Raw genomic sequence first — 22,166 nt, forward strand, 5'->3', positions numbered from 1 at the left:
ACGTCACCGTGTCTTCTCTTAGGCATTGATATATTTTTCTCTATCGGGTAACCAGCAATCCACTAACTGGCGAGCACTTTGCGGATGATGATCGAGTAGATAGTGAGAGACCCGCTGAATCTGGCCAATTAGATGCTGATCTCGCACCAGATCGACAACTTTAAAATCAGCGGTACCAATCTGTTTGGTGCCCAGTATTTCGCCAATACCGCGAATCTCCATATCTTTTTGGGCGATGACAAATCCATCATTGCTATCGCGCATGACCTGTAATCGTGATTGCGCCGTTTTAGAGAGCGGTGCTTGATAGAGCAGGACGCAATGTGAGACGGCACTGCCTCGTCCCACTCGGCCACGTAACTGATGTAATTGGGATAAACCAAGACGTTCGGCATTTTCAATGATCATTAAGCTGGCATTGGAGACATCAACCCCTACTTCAATCACCGTGGTTGCGACTAACAATTGAATCTGATTATCCTTAAAAGATTGCATGATCTGCTGTTTTTCGGCGGGTTTCATTCTGCCATGAATCAGACCTACGTTGATTGGGGCCAGATAGGCTTGCAGCTCTTGGGCTAAATTTTCAGCCGCTTGTGCGTCGAGGGTTTCCGACTCCTCGACCAGTGTACAAACCCAATAGACCTGACTGCCATGTTTACAAGCTTGTTTCACTCGCTCAATAATCTCCAAGCGACGGGTATTGGCAATCACCACGGTAGTAATCGGTGTGCGGCCCGGCGGCAGTTCATCAATGATGGAGATAGCCAAATCGGCATATATCGTCATCGCTAACGTTCGTGGAATTGGGGTGGCTGTCATAATTAATTGATGTGGGCAGCGCTCATTTTTGACCCCTTTTTGCCAAAGACTTAATCGCTGGTTAACACCGAAGCGATGCTGCTCATCAATAATCACCAAAGCCAGATCGGCAAATTGGGCTTTATCATAAAAGATGGCGTGCGTACCAATGATCATGGTGATCTCACCCCGGGTAATTGCATCAAATTGTGCTTGTTTCGCTTTACCTTGTAAACGACCGGAGACCCAATCAAGCGTAATATTCAACGGTTCAAACCATTTTTTGAAGTTGAGATAGTGTTGTTCAGCCAGAATCTCGGTCGGCGCCATCAAGACAACCTGTTTACCATTTTCGATGGCCATTAATGCTGCCATTGCCGCAACCATGGTTTTGCCGGAACCGACATCGCCTTGCACTAATCGCATCATCGGAACGGGATACTTTAGATCTTGTTCAATCTCTTCTGTTACACGCTTTTGGGCATCGGTTAAGGAGAAGGGGAGCTGAGCCAAAAAAGGGCTAATCAGCTTCTGACTGGCAATGAGCGGATAAGCTTGCTGATCTTGATTGTAATTTTTGGTCAGTTGCATGCTCAGTTGGTAGGCTAGTAGCTCTTCAAAGATTAGCCGTTTTTGCGCCGGGTGCTCGCCGCTATCGATTAGTGCCGGATCAATATCAACCGGCGGCTGATGAATGGTGGATAAGGCAGTGACAATATCTGGCATGGCTTGCATTAAATTCGTCGGTAAGATCTCTTCAGGCTGATTACGCTTGAGTAGTAAAAGTGCTTGGGTAATCAGTTTACGCAGTACGGTTTGCGTCATGCCTTCGGTGGTTGGATAAACCGGCGTCAGTTGACCGTCATCGGTCTGTAGACTGGCTTGATGACGAATAAGCTGATATTGCGGATGGATGATCTCAACACCGCGTTTGCCTTGCTTGATTTCACCATAAGCTCGGACCCATTCACCTTGGCGTAGACTATTTTGGATACCAACATTAAAGTACATAAAGCGTAAATTGGCCAATCCAGTACCGTCAGAAAGGGTACAGACAAGCATTTTACGACGGCCAGCAATAATCTGTTTTTGGACAATTTCCCCTTCAATGGAGATATGCTGACCCACTTTTACATCCGCGATTTTACTGGTGAGTGCACGATTTTCATAACGAAATGGAAAATGTAGTAGGAGATCTTGGATGGTATTGAGGCCCAGTTTATGAAGTTTCTGTTCTAATGCCGGACCAACACCAGAGAGGTTTTTTATAGGAATATGATTAAACAGTCGTGAATTCATGATTGGAAGCTCAATACCGGTAACGCAGAAGTTAAAGTTAACGTGCGGCAGATGACCGCGATTTGCCTTTATTTTATCGTAGAACTTATCAATACACGATACTTTTACTCAACCTTATTAGTCGAAAATGCGCGAGCTGTGGTTGTGTGATTAATTAATATTACGCGAGGCACTCACTACATCAGGTAATGTACTGATCCGATCCATAATCTCGTTAAGCTGACCGGTGTTATTGACTTCAATCAAGATACAGATCGCATGATGACGATCCTCTTTCTCATCGGTACTTAAGCCTTGAACATTGGCATGATGATCATTGATGATGGAGATAATGCTGGCGAGTGCACCTTGATTATTTTTTATCTCAATGCGAAGTTCTGCGGTAAATTTTTGATGTGGTTCTGTTGTCCACTCAAAGGAAATATACTTTTCTGGCTCATTACGATAGTCAGAAATATTTCGGCATGCTTCATGATGAATGGTAAGACCTTTTTCTGGACTCACATAACCAATAATGGCGTCATTTGGAATAGGATGGCAACATTTAGCAAAGTGAATAATATTATTACCGGTATCTTTTAATGCCAGTTTGCGACGTTCCCCGGAAATCAGATCAACGATATCACTATTTTCCAGTCCTCTGGCCACAAAACCACTCATAATATTGCCTGAACCAATCTCTGCAAGCAGATCATCGAGTGTCTCTAATTTCATAAATTCAAGCGAGCGTTGCAGATTAATTGCCGGAATCTTATCAATTCCTCCTTCAATCGAGAGTGCACGATTGAGTAAACGTCGACCGAGTGAGATAGCCTCTTCTCGTTTGAGATTTTTTAATGCCTGACGAATACGAGAACGGGCTTTAGAACTCACCACGAAATTAAGCCAAGCGGCGTTAGGTAAACTCTCTTTATCGGTGATGATTTCGACGGTTTGTCCACTATCAAGTGGCTTGTATAATGAATAGGCGTTACGATCAACAATCGCGCCAACGCAGTGATGACCGATATCGGTATGCACGGCATAGGCAAAATCAACCGCCGTTGCACCTTCCGGTAATTCGACAATGCGCCCTTTAGGCGTAAAGACATAGATCTCTTTCGGAAATAGGTCCGATTTAACATTTTCAATAAATTCGAATGAACTACCGACACTTTGCTGTAATTCCAGCAAATTTTGCATCCAGCGCTGCGCTTTGATTTGTGCGGTGGTGTTGTTGAGCTCATCTTTTTCACTATAAACCCAATGTGCAGCGATGCCCATTTCAGCCATTTGATTCATATCTTCGGTACGAATTTGTACTTCAACCGGTACGCCACGTGGACCAATCATCGAGGTATGTAATGATTGATAGCCGTTGGCTTTAGGAATGGCGATATAGTCTCGGAAACGGCTAATTCTCGGCTTGTAAAGATTGTGCATTAAGCCTAAGACGCGATAACAGGCATCAACATCTTTAACGATAATGCGAAAATCAAAAATATCCATAATAGAGTGGAATTTTTGTTCTTTAAGCTGCATTTTTAAGTAGATATTATAGATATTTTTTTCATAACCTTCGACTTCACCGCTGATTTTCGCCTCGTTCAGACGACCTTGAATTTCCGACAGGATTTTTTGGATCATCTCTTTACGGGTACCACGAGCGGCATTGATGACTTTTCTAATCACATTGGCGCGGTTTGGATACAGGGCAGAGAAACCGAGCTCTTCAAGTTCAGTTTTAAGATTATGAATGCCTAACCGATAGGCTAGCGGTGCATAGATTTCTAGGGTTTCTTTAGCAATTCGACGTCGTTTTTCCGGCCTTAGGGCTCCGAGTGTTCGCATATTATGGGTGCGATCGGCCAGTTTGATTAAAATGACCCGGACATCTTGGACCATTGCCATGACCATTTTACGGAAGTTTTCTGCCTGTGCTTCCTGGCGGGTACGAAATTTAAGTTTATCGAGTTTTGAAACGCCTTCAACTAATTCAGCAATATGGTGGCCATAACGTTTAGTGATGTCTTCATACGTCACTGAAGTATCTTCAATAACATCATGGAGTAGTGCGGCAGCAATGGTCTCTGAGTCCAGACGCATTTCCGCTAAGATACAGCCTACAGAGACTGGATGGGTAATATAGGGTTCACCGCTAGATCGGAACTGCCCTTCATGCGCTTGACTGGCAAAAGTATAGGCATCTTGAATAATTTCAATCTGTTTTTCTGGAAGATAGGCCTGAATAAGATGCTTGAGGGGTTCAAAAATTTGCATGTTAGTCAGACCTTGTTGAAGATTAGAGCGTTGCGTTGTCAAAAAGTACCATTTCGTGCATGGCGGCCCGCGTATCTACTTCACTTTCCTGACGTTCACGGAAATCAGTGGCATCAAGAATATTTTTATTAATTAAGCCTTCTTCAATCTCTCTTAATGCAATAACGGTTGGTTTATCGTTTTCTTCAGGAACCAACGGCGCCTTATTGCCAGTCTGAATTTGGCGAGCTCGTCGGGTGGCAACTAATACTAAGTCAAAACGATTACCAATTGCATCTACTGCATCTTGCACTGTTACGCGAGCCATTATTTACCTCAATTTAAATTACAATTGTATCAAAATGATACATATTTTCAGATGATCTGATTATTTTACTTAATTTATCAGGTTATTGTCTATAATAAACTTATGCCAACCACTCTTTTAGTCAAAAAAAAACCGCCATTAAGTGGTGAAAATCTGATATAAGTCAGCTGCTTATAGGCACTGTTTATTTTTCAAATTTAGTCTATCCGCTTATTAAAATCGTAGCATTAATTCAGCGATCAGTTTTTGATTGATGAGAGATTGTTTATCGGTTTTCAGTTTTTCTACTTGGGTAATCATCTGTAATTGGGTTAAAGAGTGATTAAAATCATCATTAATGATCAGATAATCATATTCCGCATAGTGTGATATCTCTGATTGCGCTTTGAGCATCCGTTTTTTGATGATTTCCTCACTATCCTGACCGCGTTTAATTAAACGATTTTCCAGTTCGGTTAACGAAGGAGGCAGAATAAAAATACTTTTGGCATCCGGCATGGCTTGTCTCACTTGTTGTGCACCTTGCCAGTCAATATCTAAGAAAACATCAATATTTTGTTCAAGGCAGCCTTCAATGGCTTGGCGAGAAGTGCCATAGTAATTGTCGTATACTTTGGCATATTCAATAAAAGCCTGTTGTGCAATCATCTGCTCAAACGTGGTTTTATCGACGAAATGATAATGTTGACCATCTTGCTCGCCAGGACGGCTATCGCGCGTTGTGTGTGAGATAGAGACTTTGGTTTTTCGGGTTGTCTGAGTATTTAAATAGGCATTAATTAAACTCGATTTACCTGCGCCACTCGGTGCTGAGATAATAAATAAGGTTGCGCTATATAATTTTTCTTGCATAGGTTATTTTCGGTTCACAATATGAAAAGAGGAATTTTGCTGGTTCACTTCTGCGTTATCACTTTAGAAGATTAAACCAGTTTCATGATTGCGGCTCATGATATCATCAGTCGCCGCGCAAGCCAATTGATAATCATGACGATTTTGGTGCTTTAATGCGATGAATAGCTAAATAATGTTAGCTTAAAATGGCGTATAACGGATATCCAAAATATAGTAAGTCACCTCACCATTCGGCGTCATTACGTGAATTTCATCATCGATTCTCTTGCCGATTAAAGCTCGGGCGACCGGACTATCGATGGATATCCATTTTTTACTCGGATCAAACTCATCCGGGCCGACTAAGCGATAAATATATTCCTGACCGTTATCATCCTCAACTTTAACCCAAGCGCCAAAAAACACTTTGCCCACTTGTTGTGGACTAGGATCAACGATGGTTAATGCCGCTAATCTTTTGGTTAAAAAACGCACCCGGCGATCAATTTCACGCAGACGACGTTTACCATAAATATATTCGGCATTTTCACTACGATCGCCCATTGCCGCAGCTTCTGAAACTGCTTGGGTGACGCGAGGTCGCTCCTCTTTCCAAAGATATTTTAACTCTTGATCAAGCGCTTGATAACCTGCTCTGGTGATATAGTTGCTTTTAGCCATCTCGGTATTTGATTTCGCCGTCATTGTTAATATTTAAGAGATATTATTATATCGGGAGGAAATAATAATAAAACCCCTTGGCTGCAGACCCAGCTATAAATCTTACGACTAGCATCGGCTGACGACAGGTTGATCATTTGGTATTACTTTGTAGAAAGAATTGCGTATTCTCAAAATGATAACAAATTTTCGAAAAGTCAAAGATATCGCCAGCAGTGGTATAAAAGGTCTCATTCACGAATAAAGCGGGAGAGTTGACCGGTAGCGAGAGATACTCAGCGAGCTCTTCATTCAGTACATTTACTTCAAAATATTTATCAGAAAAACCGATGTTGATATTAAACACTTCTTTGATATAGGTAAAGATTGACCCGCTGGCGATTTCTGTATTGATATAGGGAATCATTTTCTTACGGTAGTAGGATTGCTCAACGCAGTGTATTTGATTATCGACATAGCGTAAGCGTTTAATAAAATAGATGTCCTCGCTAGGATCGCACTGTAACTCTTGGCATAGCTGACTATCCGGCTTGATAATATCGAGCTGTAAAATTTTGGTCGTACTGGGCATATTATTCAAATCGCGCGTAAATCCATGACTTTCGATAAAACTGAAGTAGTCTGATTTTTTCGGTTGTCTGACAAAAATACCGCTACCCTGAGTCTGATAAATCGTCCCTTTTCGTTCGAGCTTATTCAGTGCTTTGATGATAGTACTGCGACTGACCTGATATTGATGAATCAATGCGTCGATATTTTTAAGTTGTGTACCTGCGCTGAGCTGATTTTGGTGAATGTAATGTTCGATTTTTTCAGCGACATCATCATATTTTAACATCGGGTTCTCTTATTTTTGCTATTTATATTGGATAAAACCGCTTTATTTTAGCGGGTATTGGCTTATTTATAAACCAGACGTGATTAAAAACTTTGAGTTTGATCACAAACAATAAAATTGTGCATTACTAATTTACCTTTTCACCTGTACTATAGCCCGACAATCCAAGCAGAGGATAGATTTATGTCAACTAAAGTTAGAGATTATGGCAAGTTAGCCAGTCAAATTATTCAGGAGCTCGGCGGCGAGAATAACATTATTAATGTTTCTCGCTGTGCTACGCGTTTACGTTTAAACGTACAGAATGAGCCTGCAGAAGCTAAAGATAAAATCAGTGAGTTACCTGGTGTCATTACCGTGGTTGAAAAGGGTGGCCAGTTACAGATCGTTATTGGTACGAATGTCGATAAAGTCTATGATGCTTTTATCCAATTAGTTAATGTAGATAAACTCCAAGAGAGCGGTAAAAAAGAGTCAATACTCAATCGCGTGATTGCGACAATGTCAGCTGTTTTTGCGCCATTTGTTTATATTTTAGCCGCAGCCGGGATTATTCAGGGGATGTTGATCCTGATTAAATTGTTTGCGCCATCATTTGGTGATACCGGTACTTATCAGGTTTTTAGCTTTATTTCCTGGTCTCCCTTCGTCTTCTTACCGGTTTTTATCGCGGTCACGGCTTCTAAACATTTTAAATGTAATGTCTATATTGCCATCGCCTGCTGCGCCGCATTGGTATCACCTGGTTGGGCTGACATTGCTAACTTTATCAAAACTGGTGGTAGCGTTGATTTTATCGGGATTCCTTTATCAGAAACCTTATATACATCGAGTGTATTGCCGCCGTTGTTCTTAGTCTGGATATTATCCTATTTGGAACGTTTTTTAGAGGCAAAATTACCGAATGTATTAAGGCCATTATTTGTGCCGTTACTCTGTATGCTGGTCATGATTCCATTCACCATTGCGTTAATTGGTCCAATTACTGCAGGTAGTGCAAACTTTATCGCCAATAGCTATAATGGACTGGTGAATTTAGCCCCAGCGCTAGCGGGTGGTTTGATTGGTGCCGTGTGGGAAATCTTTGTAATTTTTGGTGTCCATTGGGGGATTACGCCAGTTGTTATGGCTAATTTCGAAATGCATGGACATGATTCATTCCAGGCTTTCCAGACCATCGCTGTTGTCGGTCAGGTTGGTGCGGCGTTTGGTTTTTACTTAAAATCGAAAAATCGTGAGATGAAAGGTATCTCATTATCAGCCTTTATTACCGGTATTTTTGGTATCACTGAACCTGCGATTTATGGTGTGAACTTAAGATTCAAAAAACCGTTTATTTATGGCTGTATCAGTGGCATGGTCGGTGGGATTATTTCAGGGTTTTTCACACCTTACTATTTCGCTTATGCTGGATTGCCAGGACCGTTAACGATTGTTAATGCGATCAGTCCTGAGTTCCCAGAGTCTATTATTGGTATTTCGATTGGTTGTTTAATCGGTTTTGTTGGTCCAATTATCTTAATGCAGCTATTTGGTACCGGTGAGAAAAAACAGGATAGCGTTGCAGAAGCTGACCAAGCCAGTATTGTCTTTGAAAGCGTTGATATTAAGAGCCCAATGGTGGGTCAGGCTATTTCACTCACAGAAGTACCCGATCCAGCATTTGCTGAGAAATTAATGGGTGAAGGAGTGGCCATTATCCCGTCAGAAAATCACGTTTATGCACCGTTTGATGGTGAAGTTAAAGTCTTATTCGAACAGTCTAAACATGCGATTGGTCTGGTTTCAAATGAGGGTGTTGAGCTGTTAATTCATGTTGGTATTGATACTGTGAGTATTCAAGAGCCGCTGTTTAGTTATCACGTCACCTTAAATCAAAAAGTCAAACAGGGCGATAAATTAATGACTTTTGATGCTGAAGGCATTAAAGCAGCCGGATGTCCACTCATTACGCCAGTGATTGTAACTAATACCCATGATTACCAGGTGGTCGAGCCGAAAGAGAATATCTCGGTCAATGTCGACTCAACCATATTAGTTGTAAAACAGTAAAATAAAAGGATATTGATGATGCAAAAGAAACCATTTTTATGGGGAGGGGCGCTTGCCGCTCACCAGTTTGAAGGCGGTTGGGATGAAGGTGGTAAAGGTCCTAGCGTTGTTGACGTGATGACTGCGGGGGCGCACGGCGTTGCTCGAAAGATTACTGATACCATTGAAAGTGATCAATTCTATCCAAATCATACCGCGATCGATTTTTATCATCACTATAAAGATGATATTAAACTGTTTGCTGAGCTAGGCTTAAAATGCCTGAGAACATCGATTGCCTGGACACGAATCTATCCGAAAGGTGATGAAAGTGAGCCAAATGAAGCGGGCTTACAATTTTATGATAACGTCTTTGATGAGTTAATTGCTCATGGCATTGAACCGGTTATTACCCTGTCTCATTTTGAGATACCGCTTCATTTAGCCAGAGAGTATGGCGGTTTTAGAAATCGTAAAGTCGTTGATTTTTTTGAGAAGTTTGCAGCAACCTGTTTTGAACGTTATAAACATAAAGTCAAATACTGGATGACGTTTAATGAGATCAACAACCAGATGGATACCACGAATCCGATTTTCTTTTGGACTAACTCAGGTGTGCAGGTAAAACCTGGTGAGAATCCACAAGAGGTCCTGTACCAAGTGGCGCATTATGAATTATTAGCCAGCGCACGTGCGGTCATTGTGGGTAAAAAAATCAATCCTGATTTCCAAATTGGTTGTATGGTTTCTCATGTACCTATCTATCCTTTCTCCTGTAACCCAGAAGATATGATGACGGCTGAACTGGCGATGCATCAACGTTTCTTCTTCGCCGATGTACATGTTCGCGGATATTATCCAACTTACGCCCTCAAAGAGTTTGAGCGTGAAGGTTATCAGTTAGATATCACCGAGCAAGATTTACGCGATCTGAAGCAGGGTACGGTTGACTATATTGGTTTTAGTTATTATATGTCGACGGTGGTTAAAGCCGGTGTACAAAATAAAGCTGACGGTAATGTGGTTAATGGTGCACTACCTAATGCGGTGGATAATCCTTATATCAAATCAAGCGATTGGGGCTGGCCAATCGATCCGGTTGGTCTGCGTTATACGCTCAATCGTCTGTATGATCGCTATCAGTTACCTCTATTTATTGTCGAAAATGGTTTTGGTGCCATCGATCAGATCGATGATAACGGTAAAATCGATGATCAGGCGCGTATTAGCTATTTATCCTCGCATATCAGCGCGATGCTAACGGCGATGGATTATGATGGTGTTGACGTCATGGGCTATACGGCCTGGGGCATTATTGATGTGGTCTCATTCACCACTGGTGAAATGAAAAAACGTTATGGTGTGATCTATGTTGACCGTGATAATCAGGGCAACGGTTCAATGAAACGCTCGAAGAAAGTCTCTTTTGATTGGTATCAACAGGTCATCAAAACCGATGGTAAAAATATTAAATAATTGAGCCCGATAGGTTCGTTTGCGTGATTGATCGCATCAAAGCGCAATAATATGCTACAGCACGATTATGTCTCATAGCCGTGCTGTTTTATTTTATGCTATCTTCGTATGATGTTCTTTATTTTAAACATATCCGCTCAGTCGCTTTGCGATTGATTGACTGATCATCACAAAAATAATCAGCATAAACTGCCAACTCTTGCGTGCTTGTTATATAATGCTGATTAAGCATCAGTATTGAAACTATTTAACCCATCGATTTTTAAGCAGAAATAGCATGAATAATAAAATAAGCCAGATTATTGCAACAGAATTAATGATTAGACCTCAGCAGGTCTTATCGGTTATCAGTTTATTAAATGAGGGCAGCACGGTACCGTTTATTGCACGTTATCGTAAAGAGGTGACGGGCGGACTGGATGATACTCAGTTACGTCAGCTCGATAGCCGTCTCAGTTATCTACGTGAACTTGAAGATCGTCGGCAAACCATTCTTAAATCCATTGATGAACAGGGTAAATTATCGCCTGAATTAGCCGCTAAAATCAGTGATACCTTAAATAAGACCGAACTTGAAGATCTCTACTTACCTTTTAAACCGAAAAGAAGAACCCGGGGACAGATTGCCATCGAAGCGGGCCTTGAATCCTTAGCAGATAGTCTATGGCAGAATCCAACCTTAGATCCTGAGGTTGAAGCGGTTCAATATTTGTCTGCCGATAAAGGGGTTGCCGATACTAAAGGTGCTCTCGATGGGGCGCGTTACATTTTAATGGAGCGCTTTGCTGAAGATGCCACGTTACTAGCCAAAGTGCGTCACTATCTATGGCAAAATGCGCACTTAGTCTCACAAGTGATCACCGGTAAAGAGGAAGATGGCGCTAAATTTAGAGATTATTTTGATCATCATGAACCGATTGCCAAGACGCCGTCGCATCGCGCATTAGCGATGTTTCGGGGTCGAAACGAAGGCATCTTACAGCTAGCACTCAATGCCGATCCGCATCATGATGAACCGCCAAAAGAGAGCTATTGCGAACAAATCATTACTCAGCATCTGCAGGTCAATCTTGCCGATCAGCCAGCTGATAAGTGGCGTAAGGCCGTGATTAACTGGACCTGGCGCATTAAGATTTTGATGTATATGGAAACTGAGTTGATGTCGACTTTACGTGAAAATGCCGAAGCCGAAGCGATTAATGTGTTTGCCGCCAACTTAAACGATATGTTGATGGCTGCGCCAGCAGGTATGCATGTGACGATGGGAATGGACCCCGGTTTGCGTACCGGGGTCAAATTAGCGGTAGTTGATGCCACGGGTAAGCTGGTGGCAACCGACACGATTTATCCGCATACCGGGCAAGCGGATAAAGCAGCTATGGTGGTGGCCGCGTTATGCTTGAAACATCAGGTCGGTTTAGTGGCGATAGGGAATGGTACAGCATCACGTGAAACCGAACGTTTTTACCTTGAAGTGCAGAAAAAATATCCTGAAGTGAAAGGTCAAAAAGTGATTGTGAGTGAGGCGGGAGCATCAGTTTATTCCGCATCAGAGCTAGCAGCGCATGAGTTTCCTGATCTGGATGTTTCTTTACGTGGTGCAGTTTCTATCGCGCGCCGCCTACAAGATCCGTTAGCTGAACTGGTAAAAATTGATCCGAAATCAATCGGTGTCGGTCAGTATCAACATGATGTCAGTCAAACTCAGCTGGCGAAAAGGTTAGATGCGGTGGTTGAAGACTGCGTAAATGCCGTTGGTGTTGACTTAAATACCGCCTCAGTTGCGCTATTAACTCGTATTGCGGGACTCAGCAAAATGATCGCTCAAAATATCGTGCAGTGGCGTGATGAACATGGCCAGTTTAGCAATCGCGAGCAGTTACTTAAAGTAAGCCGGTTAGGCCCGAAGGCTTTTGAACAGTGTGCGGGTTTCTTACGAATTAATCTTGGTGATAACCCCTTAGATGCTTCATCGGTTCATCCTGAGGCTTATCCGGTAGTCGAACGTATTTTATCCGCCACCGATAAAACCTTAAAAATGTTGATGGGCGATGCCGCTTTTCTGAAAACCTTAAAACCGGCTGATTATACGGATGAACATTTTGGCGTGCCAACGGTGACGGATATTATTAAAGAGCTCGATAAACCGGCACGTGATCCGCGACCTGAATTTAAAACGGCGCAGTTTAATGAAGGGATTGAAACCATGAATGACCTCAACATTGGTATGGTGATGGAAGGGGTTGTCACCAATGTGACTAATTTTGGTGCCTTTGTTGATATCGGGGTACATCAAGATGGTTTAGTGCATATCTCTTCGCTCTCAAATAAATTTGTTGAAGATCCGCGTTCGGTCGTCAAAGCCGGGGATATTGTCAAAGTTAAAGTGGTTGAGGTCGATATCGCACGCAAACGTATTGCTTTGACTATGCGTTTAGAGGAGCCAGCTGCGCCACAAAATAGCGCGACCAAAGCGACCATGAAAACAAGTAAAACGAAAAGCCATACGTCAGCGAATACGGCCTCTGCAGCGAGTAGCGCTATGGGTAATGCTTTTGCCGCGGCATTAGGAAAGTTTAAAAAATGAAACCGTTAATTCCGAATACTTTTGGATTGTCTGTCTATGCTAAACAGGTAGAGACGGCAACCTCTGTCGCTCAGTTATTTCAGTACTGGCAGCGAGCGAAAGCACAAAATTTGCCGGTTCTGATTTTGGGACAAGGTAGCAATACGCTTTTTACCTCTGATTTTGATGGTGTGGTGATCTTAAATCGGATCATGGGAACCGTTGTCCGTGAAACAGAGAGCCATATACTATTACACGTAGGCGCAGGTGAAAATTGGCATCAGTTAGTCGATAAAACGATTTCTGAGGGGATTAAGGGACTAGAAAATCTGGCGCTTATTCCTGGCTGTGTTGGTTCGGCGCCGATTCAAAATATTGGTGCCTATGGGGTTGAGTTTCAAAAGTTTGCCGATTATGTTGAAGTGGTTGAACTGGCTACGGGTAAAATCACCACGGTATTGGATGGTCAGTATGGTTATCGTGATAGCATTTTTAAACATCAGTATGGCGAAGGTTACGCGATTGTTTATGTCGGCCTGACATTAGCTAAACAGTGGCAGCCGGTTTTAGCCTATGGTGATTTAAAAAATTTAAATCCCGCTACGGTAACCGCACAAGAGATTTTTACTCATATTTGCCGCGTTCGACAACAAAAATTACCCGATCCTGCTGTGATGGGCAATGGCGGCAGTTTCTTTAAAAATCCGGTGGTCCCGACGGCGGTATTTGAAACCATGCGCGCCAATTATCCAAACATCCCCCATTATCCACAAGCGAGTGGCGAGATAAAGTTAGCCGCTGGCTGGCTGATCGACCAGTGTGGTTTAAAGGGCTATCAAATTGGTGGTGCCTGCGTGCATAAAGATCAAGCCTTAGTGCTGGTCAATACCCATCATCAGGCAAGCGCGCAAGATGTGGTTACATTAGCACGTTATGTGCGTAACCGTGTGGCGGAAAAATTTTCGGTTTGGTTAGAGCCTGAAATTCGTTTTATGGGTAAAGTCGGTGAAATTGATGCCGTTAAATTATTAGCACAGGACTCTTAAGAGAGGGTTATGAAAGATTTAAGCCAACCGTTAAAATTAGTTGAAATGTTATCTGATGGTGAGTTTCATTCTGGTGAAGAGCTGGGCGCCATATTGGGGATGTCGCGTGCCGGCATTAACAAGCATATTAAAACGCTCCGAAGTTGGGGGATTAATCTATCATCAGTACAAAGCAAAGGCTATAAATTAGACTATCCGCTACAGCTGCTCAATGAACAAAAAATTAAACGCTATTGTGCGGATATCAATTCAACTAACTTTTCGCTTATCCCGGTGATTGATTCAACGAATCAATATCTGCTCGACAGAATTAATCAGCTCGACTCTGGCGCAGTGTGTGTGGCTGAATATCAAGAAAATGGTCGCGGACGTCGTGGTCGTCAATGGTTTTCACCTTTTGGCGCCAATCTCTATCTATCGATGTACTGGCGTTTTGAGCAAGGTCCTGCCGCTGCAATGGGGCTCAGTTTGGCTGTCGGTATTGTTATCGCGAAAGTCTTAAGTGCTATTTCTGGGAAAAACGTACGGGTAAAATGGCCCAATGATCTCTATCTTGACGATAAAAAATTAGCCGGTATTTTAGTTGAGATGATTGGTCGTACCGGAGATAGTGCGCATGTTGTGATCGGTGCGGGCATTAATTTAGCTATGCACTATCCTGATCAACAGGTGGTTAATCAGCAGTGGGCTAATTTAGGGGTTATTAACCGTAATGAGTTAGTCGGCATGTTGATGTGTAGCATGAAAGATATGCTGGTTGAGTTTGAACAAAACGGTTTAGCGCATTTTATGCGCGATTGGCAACGATTAGATAACTTTTTGGATAGACCGGTCAAATTACTGATTGGCGATCAAGTGATTAATGGCATAGCGCGTGGTATTGATGAACGAGGTGCTTTATTACTTGAACAACATGGTGAACTGAAGGCTTTTATTGGCGGTGAAATCTCACTACGCATAGCGGATTAAGATTGCCGCCGCAGACGGATCTAATTGAGCGAAGGTAAACAGCCAAACGTGATTGATGGCATCCATCTTCACTTTTTTATTGATTCGCGCGGTGATAGGGTCTATTTTAGAATAATATCGCGTTTGTTATCGTCCTTCTGACCCTATTCGGCGGTTTAATGATGGCAGATTCGATCCGGATTAACGGTAAAGTGATCTTCGGCAACGGTTTTGAATTTTCCTTTTGCCTTTAAAAATGCGATCAACTGCGCTGCGTTCATCGCCGATTTGGAACAGGTATGAAAGGTGGCATCAGCACCGAATTTGGCATTGATTGCAGCTAATAGTGATTGTTCATCCGCATAGCTCTGCGCTTGCATCATAGCGAGTACTTCATGTCCGTGAATGGATGTCATTGGTGACCTCTTATTGAATGAGATAAAAATGGCCTAGTATGCACCGGTTTACTGGTTATCGTGACCTATTTTAATCTATTATCACGAATCATCAAACGTTAAATAGCTGCTTTATTGTTTAAGTCATTCGCAAAAATGAGCGGCTTAAAGTAACAACATAACAGAGACTAGGCTAAAATCTATTCAGCTTAGCTAGCTTGAAATTGAAATAAATGAACCTATTATAGTAGACAAGCACAATAAATATAAATTATTCATCAACAAGATAAACAAATCCTACAATTGTTGGTTATAATAAAAACGGTGTAAGATGGCATGTTGAGAGCCAGATAGACGATCAACGTCATCTTGATAATCAGATTACTGAGGAGATAGCTATGTCAGATCCATTGAAGAAGTGTAAAGCGAACGAAACCGCGGCTTGTTGTTGTGTTGATGTTGGGACGATTATTGATAATGATGAATCTGAAGCCTCAATTGAGCAAGTTTTTGCGACTGAGCAAGAAGCAAAAGCTTTTTTAGTGACATTAACCGAAAAAGCAAAAGAGATTGAATCTGATCCTTGCCAAATCGACAGCCTGATTGAAAAAACCGCCAACGGTTATGTCGTCACGGCAAAATTTACTTTTAGTTGTGGTGCGGAAAGCCTGATTTTCCAGCTTGGTTTACGTTAATCAATCGCGCCATGAAAGTCTATATTATGCGTCACGGTGAGGCGGGATATCACGCTTTATCTGACGCCGATAGAGCCTTAACCGATTATGGGGTAGAGCAGAGCCGAGCTGCAGCGTTGTGGCTAAAATCACAATCAATTCAGCTGGATTATGCTTTAGTGAGTCCCTATTTACGCGCTAAGCAAACCTTTGAGGCTGTTTCTGGTATCATGCCGATTCATCATGTTGAAACCTGTGATGCTTTAACGCCGGATGGATCAAGCCAGTTTATTGCTGACTATTTATCGATTCTGGCGACCAAACAGTGGCAGTCCGTCTTGATTGTGTCACATTTACCTTTAGTCGGTTACTTAGTGAATGAACTCTGTCCGGCAGTGACACCACCGATGTTTGCGACGGCCTCGATAGCCTGCGTGACACTATCTGCTGAGGGCAAAGGGGAGTTAGTGTGGCAGCACCGCGTGGCCTAATATCAAGCGACGCGCCACAGATCTTATCTCCGATGCGGGTTCCTTTGGTTGGTCGCTCACTCATCGAAGCCTCGGCCGGAACCGGCAAAACCTATACCTTATCTCTACTCTATTTGCGTTTATTATTGGGTATTGGCGAGCAAGCTTATCCCCGCGCCTTAACGGTTGACCAAATTCTGGTCGTCACCTTTACCCAAGCGGCAACCGAAGAGCTGCGTTATCGTATTCGCGAAAATATTCACCAATTGCGTATTGCTTGTCTGCGTGGATTTCATACTGATCCGCTTTATCAGGATTTATTAGCGTTAATTGACGATAGGCACTATGCGGCGCAGACGTTACTTTTTGCTGAGCAGCAGATGGATGAGGCGGCAATCTATACCATTCACGGATTTTGTCAGCGCGTACTCAATACCCATGCTTTTGAGTCAGGGGTTCTTTTTGAACAAACCTTAATTCAAGATGAAAGCCAGTTAAGATTGCAAGTCACGCAGGATTTTTGGCGGCGATTTTTCTATCCGTTATCGACTGATTTGGCTCGCGTAATTTTGCAAATTTGGCCAAATCCTAGCGCCTTACTGTCGGATATTACCCGTTATTTGTATCATGATTCACGTTTGAGTCAATCGGTCAGTCAACAGCCGATTGCGGAGCTGATGGCCACTTTTCATCACGACAAGATTGCCAAAATTACTCAAGTAAAATTAGCCTGGCAACAATATCGGGCGGAAATTGAGCCTACATTAATGGCCTCTGATATTAATAAACGATCCTATTCAAGCCGTAATGTGGCTAATTGGTTGATGCAGATTGATCGGTGGGCCGATACGCCGACCCAAGATTATCAACTAGCCGATAAACTGAGTCAGTTTAGCCAAACGGTACTGACTGAAAAGAGTCAGCAGCGCCCGCCAACGCATCGACTATTTGAATTAATTGACCGCTTATGTCGTGAGTCTTTTAATTTAAAACAGCGACTATTATTACCGATTGTCGATGGGATAAAACACGGCTTACGTCAGGAAAAATTACAGCGTGCCGAAATGGGTTTTGATGATCTGTTGGCACAACTTCACCAAGCTTTAATCCTGCAACAGCAAGGGGGACTCTCTGATGCGCTCGCCAAACGCTATCCGGTGGCGATGATTGATGAGTTTCAAGATACTGATCCGATGCAATACCAAATATTTGATCGCATTTATATGCATCGTCAGCAAACCGGGCTACTGTTTATTGGTGATCCCAAGCAGGCGATTTACGGTTTTCGTGGCGCCGATATTTTTACCTATATCCAGGCTAAGTCGAATGTGGATAACTATTTTACCATGGAGACAAACTGGCGCTCCAGTGCTGAGATGGTGACGGCTGTCAATCAACTTTTTCAGCAGCAACATGATCCCTTTATTTTCAGTCAAATTCCCTTTATGCCGATAAAGTCAGCGGCACGTAACCAAACCAAGCAGATTGAGGTAAAAGATAACACCATTGCCGCCATGCAGTGCTATTTTTTACCTGAATCAGTCTCTACAGTTAACGACTACCAGCGTGAAAGTGCCGCTTATTGTGCCCAGCAGATTTGCCAATGGCTCTGCGCCGGTGAGCAGCAGCAGGCATGGCTGATCGACTCACCTGACGTACGTCGGCCGATTGGCTCTGCGGATATTGCGATTCTGGTCAGAACCAGCCATGAAGCTGAGATTATTCAGCAAGCGCTCACTGAACGCGGTATCCGCAGTGTTTATTTCTCTAATCGTCGTAGTGTTTTTGAGTCACCGCAAGCGAAAGAGTTGTTGTGGTTATTACAAGCGATTGAGTATCCGGAGAATATGCGTTATGTGCATACCGCTTTAGCAACGCAGCTACTTGCCGGCAATATGGCTGATATGGATAATTACCATGAAGATCAGGATAGATTTGAAGATATTATCGAAGAGTTTCAGCAGTATCGTGATTGTTGGCGCCATTTTGGAGTTCTGGCGATGTTACGGCAAATCATGGCGCGCCGGCAGATTGCTGAAAATATTTTAGCGCAAGCCGACGGTGAACGGATCCTGACCGATATGATGCATTTAGGTGAGTTATTGCAGACGGCGTCAGAAGAGCTCGATAGTCAACCTGCGCTATTACGTTGGCTTACCAAACAAATTCAACAGCCCGATCCCAATTTAGAAAATCAGCAACAGCGCCTTGAGAGTGATGAAAATCTCGTCAAGATTATGACGATCCATAAATCAAAAGGACTCGAATATCCGATTGTTTTCTTACCATTTATTTGTCATCATCGAGCCAGCGATAAATCTAGCTATCATGATCGCAGCAGTTATGCGTTGACGTTAGCCAGTCCGGATGATGCTGAGGCTAAAACGCTGATAGAGGAAGAGCGTTTAGCCGAAGATTTACGTTTACTGTATGTGGCACTGACCCGCGCAATCTACTATTGTGGTATTGGGGTCGCCGGGCTGAAAGCACGAGGTAGTCAAAATACCCAGTTGCATCAAACGGCTTTAGGTTATTTAGTTCAACAAGGCCAGGAGGGCGATTATTCACTCTTCCAGCAGCAGGTTATGCAACTCTCTGTATGGCATAGCGAATCATCAAAGTTGCATGATGTAACGCCAATGCGATTATCGACGCCACAGGCTGAACCTGCGCAGATTGCTGCGAATCAATTTAAACGCCAGTTAGCCGATCGTTGGCGGGTAACCAGTTATTCTGGCTTGCAGCAGTCGTATGGTGTATTGGGCGAGACGCCGCTAGTTGAAAGCTTAGTACCGGTGTTTGATGTTGAAGCGCGCGTTACAGACTCGGTTGATGGGCCGGATACTGACTTACAATTAGCGCCAGCACAAAGTACGTCATCGCCATTATCCATGCATGTTTTTCCAAAGGGTGCTCATGTCGGCACATTACTCCATAGTTTAATGGAAACCATCGATTTTACTCAGCCCGATAAAGAAAGTGTATTACCGCCATTATTGACTCGACTTAATCTTTCGGCAGACTGGTATGAGGTGCTGTCGTTTTGGCTGGATGACGTATTACACACGCCACTTTCTGACGATGGTTTGACCCTAAGTCAGATTTCTCATGATCAGAAATTAATTGAATTACAGTTTTATCTGCCTATCCGTCATTTACTCTCAGCAAAACAGCTGGATCAGTTATGTAAAACCTACGATCCTTTATCTCAGCAGTGCCGTCAACTGGACTTTGCTGATGTTGAGGGGATGCTGAAAGGATTTATCGATTTAGTCTTTGAGTGGCAGGGCCGCTTTTATATCTTAGATTATAAATCCAACTGGTTAGGTGACAACTTGGCAGCTTATTCACCCGATGCGATAAAACAGGCGATGTGTGAGCATCGTTATGATTTACAATATCAATTATATACATTAGCCCTGCATCGCTATTTACGCCAGCGTATTGCCGATTATGATTACGAGTGTCATTTTGGTGGCATCTATTATCTTTTCTTTCGCGGTATGACACCTTCATTACCACAAAATGGTCTTTTCTTTCACCGTCCCCAGATTAAATTTATAGAGTCGTTGGACCAACTTTTTGGAACGAGTCATTAATTTGATTTTTCATTTAATATCAATGTGTTACGTTTTTATTTGCGGATTTATCTACCTAGTTTATTTTTTCATCACTGTTTATATCAATTAATTTTTCGATTCTACTATTCAAAAATATTATTTTGTGGTAAAAAGTGGGATAAAGTGGTGAACCCATGCTTTACTCATGATAAGTAGGTTTGAAAGGAATTATGTTTAGAGGTACAACAACCATTAATCTCGATAATAAAGGACGTTTGGCTATCCCCACACGTCATCGGGATGCTTTGATGAGTGGTTTAGTTTGTACTATCGATCTCTATCAGTCTTGCCTGCTGCTCTATCCTTTGTCTGAATGGGAAATTATTGAGCAAAAACTTTCTGTTTTATCTTCGATGGATCCTATTGAACGACGTATCCAGCGTCTGTTGCTGGGTCATGCCTGTGAATGTCAAATGGATAATGCGGGCAGGATTCTTGTGCCCGCAACACTCAGGCAGCATGCCAAATTGAATAAAACGATCATGCTGGTTGGGCAGTTGAATAAATTTGAGCTTTGGGATGAAACGATGTGGTATCAACAGATTGAAGAAGATCTGCTGATTGTACCCGCCGATATGGAAAGATTATCGGATAAACTGAAAAATTTAGCTATTTAACTATATTAATATTAACTTGGAATTTGAATGACGTCATTTCAGCATATCACCGTTCTATTAAATGAAGCCGTTGATGCTTTAAATATTAAGCCGGCAGGTATTTATATCGATGCAACGTTTGGTCGAGGTGGGCATTCAAGACTGATTTTAAGTCGACTGGCAGCACAAGGTCGATTAATTGCTATCGATCGCGATCCCTTGGCAATGGCAGCGGCGCAGCAGATTACCGATCCTCGCTTTACCTTTGTACATGGGGCTTTTTCTCAAGTGCAATCTTATGTAGAGGAACTTGAGCTGATAGGCAAAATAGATGGGATTTTAATGGATTTAGGCGTCTCATCGCCACAGCTTGATGATGCGCAGCGTGGTTTCTCTTTTATGCGTGATGGACCGCTAGATATGCGGATGGATACGACTAAAGGTATGTCAGCTGGTGAGTGGCTTGGTCAGGTAAGTGAAGAGGATTTAGCTTGGGTACTAAAAACCTTTGGTGAAGAGCGTTTTGCTAAACGCATAGCCCGTGCGATTGTGGAACAAAATCGTCTTGCGCTAATGACCCGCACACATGAGTTAGCACAGTTGATAGAGAAAGTCATGCCCAGAAAGGAGCGGCATAAACACCCAGCTACGCGAACATTTCAGGCTATTCGAATTTATATCAATAGTGAGCTTGAAGAGGTCGCTCAGGCATTAGCCGCCAGTGAAATGATTTTGGCCCAACAGGGTCGGTTATCGGTGATTAGCTTTCACTCTTTAGAAGATCGTATTGTTAAACAGTTTATTGCCAAACAGAGTAAAGGGCCGGATGTACCGGCAGGTTTACCTTTAACCGAAGCTCAGCTGAGTCAATATGGTGCGAAGATTTTTAAATCATTAGGTAAAGTCAAACCATCACTGGCAGAAGTCGACGCTAATCCACGTTCCCGAAGTGCCATTTTACGTATCGCTGAGAGACTTTAAGTACAAATGAACGTCAAAAAACAACGCAGTCACAGTTTAATTTATCATATTCTTGAAGATCTCTTTCAACACTATAAATTGCCGCTGTTTTTGGTTGTGTTGATTATTATCTCTGCATCGGCAGTATTAGTGGTGACACAAAAAACCCGTTTGCTGATCAATGAACGTGAACAACTATTATTAGAGCGTAATGTACTCGAAAATGAGTGGCGTAATCTAACCCTAGAAGAAAATGTATTGGCTGATCAAAAACGGATTGAGCGTCAGGCCATTAATCAATTAAAAATGCAATATGTGACCGGTAAAACAGAAACGGTCATTGTACTTAAGAAGAAGTCTTAAAT

At 42.6% G+C, this 22,166-nt stretch carries 18 protein-coding genes; 11 read left to right on the plus strand and 7 right to left on the minus strand.

Features of this window, described 5'->3' with window-relative positions; genetic code table 11:
* Positions 1-18 precede the first annotated feature (18 nt).
* The 6 genes from recG to RHO15_04090 all read right to left on the minus strand — a co-directional run bounded on the left by recG (position 19) and on the right by RHO15_04090 (position 7,019).
* Entirely contained in the window at positions 19-2,100 is a 2,082-nt protein-coding gene (gene recG, locus RHO15_04065; protein ID WVD64696.1) for an ATP-dependent DNA helicase RecG, read from the minus strand.
* 150 nt (positions 2,101-2,250) lie between these two features.
* A complete protein-coding gene (gene spoT / locus RHO15_04070; protein WVD64697.1) occupies positions 2,251-4,359 on the minus strand; it encodes a bifunctional GTP diphosphokinase/guanosine-3',5'-bis pyrophosphate 3'-pyrophosphohydrolase in 2,109 nt (702 codons plus the stop codon).
* Positions 4,360-4,381: 22 nt separating this feature from the next.
* On the minus strand, positions 4,382-4,666 hold the full coding sequence (gene rpoZ / locus RHO15_04075) for a DNA-directed RNA polymerase subunit omega (GenBank protein WVD64698.1): 285 nt from the start codon (positions 4,664-4,666) through the stop codon (positions 4,382-4,384).
* A gap of 213 nt (positions 4,667-4,879) precedes the next feature.
* A complete protein-coding gene (gmk, locus tag RHO15_04080) occupies positions 4,880-5,518 on the minus strand; it encodes a guanylate kinase (protein WVD64699.1) in 639 nt (212 codons plus the stop codon).
* A gap of 183 nt (positions 5,519-5,701) precedes the next feature.
* Positions 5,702-6,181: a transcription elongation factor GreB gene (gene greB / locus RHO15_04085; GenBank protein WVD64968.1), complete on the minus strand. Its 480-nt coding sequence runs from the start codon at positions 6,179-6,181 to the stop codon at positions 5,702-5,704.
* A gap of 133 nt (positions 6,182-6,314) precedes the next feature.
* A complete protein-coding gene (locus tag RHO15_04090) occupies positions 6,315-7,019 on the minus strand; it encodes a GntR family transcriptional regulator (GenBank protein ID WVD64700.1) in 705 nt (234 codons plus the stop codon).
* A 183-nt stretch (positions 7,020-7,202) separates the two neighbouring features.
* On the opposite strand from RHO15_04090, the gene RHO15_04095 reads away from it, so the two are divergent.
* The 5 genes from RHO15_04095 (at position 7,203) to birA (ending at position 15,107) form a co-directional block, all read left to right on the plus strand.
* Positions 7,203-9,071, plus strand: a complete 1,869-nt coding sequence (locus RHO15_04095) for a glucose PTS transporter subunit IIA (GenBank protein WVD64701.1) — start codon at positions 7,203-7,205, stop codon at positions 9,069-9,071.
* 18 nt (positions 9,072-9,089) lie between these two features.
* Positions 9,090-10,526, plus strand: a complete 1,437-nt coding sequence (locus RHO15_04100) for a 6-phospho-beta-glucosidase (GenBank protein WVD64702.1) — start codon at positions 9,090-9,092, stop codon at positions 10,524-10,526.
* 277 nt (positions 10,527-10,803) lie between these two features.
* Positions 10,804-13,113, plus strand: a complete 2,310-nt coding sequence (locus RHO15_04105) for a Tex family protein (protein ID WVD64703.1) — start codon at positions 10,804-10,806, stop codon at positions 13,111-13,113.
* On the plus strand, positions 13,110-14,138 hold the full coding sequence (murB, locus tag RHO15_04110) for a UDP-N-acetylmuramate dehydrogenase (protein WVD64704.1): 1,029 nt from the start codon (positions 13,110-13,112) through the stop codon (positions 14,136-14,138). Before RHO15_04105 ends, murB begins: the two co-directional genes overlap by 4 nt.
* A 9-nt stretch (positions 14,139-14,147) precedes the next feature.
* Complete coding sequence (birA, locus tag RHO15_04115) at positions 14,148-15,107, plus strand: bifunctional biotin--[acetyl-CoA-carboxylase] ligase/biotin operon repressor BirA (protein WVD64705.1); 960 nt, start codon at positions 14,148-14,150, stop codon at positions 15,105-15,107.
* A 155-nt stretch (positions 15,108-15,262) separates the two neighbouring features.
* On the opposite strand, the gene RHO15_04120 is transcribed toward birA, so the two are convergent.
* Positions 15,263-15,502, minus strand: a complete 240-nt coding sequence (locus RHO15_04120; protein ID WVD64706.1) for a YecH family protein — start codon at positions 15,500-15,502, stop codon at positions 15,263-15,265.
* Positions 15,503-15,879: 377 nt separating this feature from the next.
* Here RHO15_04120 and RHO15_04125 point away from each other — a divergent pair, with 377 nt between their 5' ends.
* The 6 genes from RHO15_04125 (at position 15,880) to ftsL (ending at position 22,164) form a co-directional block, all read left to right on the plus strand.
* The gene (locus tag RHO15_04125; protein WVD64707.1) at positions 15,880-16,176 is read left to right on the plus strand and encodes a YfcZ/YiiS family protein; all 297 of its coding nucleotides are present in this window, start codon (positions 15,880-15,882) and stop codon (positions 16,174-16,176) included.
* 11 nt (positions 16,177-16,187) lie between these two features.
* Positions 16,188-16,646, plus strand: coding sequence for a phosphohistidine phosphatase SixA (gene sixA / locus RHO15_04130; GenBank protein WVD64708.1), 459 nt, complete (start codon positions 16,188-16,190; stop codon positions 16,644-16,646).
* Complete coding sequence (gene recB, locus RHO15_04135; protein ID WVD64709.1) at positions 16,625-20,224, plus strand: exodeoxyribonuclease V subunit beta; 3,600 nt, start codon at positions 16,625-16,627, stop codon at positions 20,222-20,224. The genes sixA and recB overlap by 22 nt, the downstream gene beginning before the upstream one ends.
* Before the next feature lie 191 nt (positions 20,225-20,415).
* Complete coding sequence (gene mraZ, locus RHO15_04140; GenBank protein ID WVD64710.1) at positions 20,416-20,862, plus strand: division/cell wall cluster transcriptional repressor MraZ; 447 nt, start codon at positions 20,416-20,418, stop codon at positions 20,860-20,862.
* Between the two features lie 27 nt (positions 20,863-20,889).
* Positions 20,890-21,822 carry a 16S rRNA (cytosine(1402)-N(4))-methyltransferase RsmH gene (gene rsmH, locus RHO15_04145; protein ID WVD64711.1) on the plus strand — a complete coding sequence of 311 codons (933 nt, stop codon included), beginning with the start codon at positions 20,890-20,892 and terminating at the stop codon, positions 21,820-21,822.
* 6 nt (positions 21,823-21,828) lie between these two features.
* The gene (gene ftsL / locus RHO15_04150; GenBank protein ID WVD64712.1) at positions 21,829-22,164 is read left to right on the plus strand and encodes a cell division protein FtsL; all 336 of its coding nucleotides are present in this window, start codon (positions 21,829-21,831) and stop codon (positions 22,162-22,164) included.
* The last annotated feature ends 2 nt before the right edge of the window (positions 22,165-22,166 follow it).

This window comes from Orbaceae bacterium lpD01 (genome assembly GCA_036251705.1).
Classification (GTDB): domain Bacteria; phylum Pseudomonadota; class Gammaproteobacteria; order Enterobacterales; family Orbaceae; genus Utexia; species Utexia brackfieldae.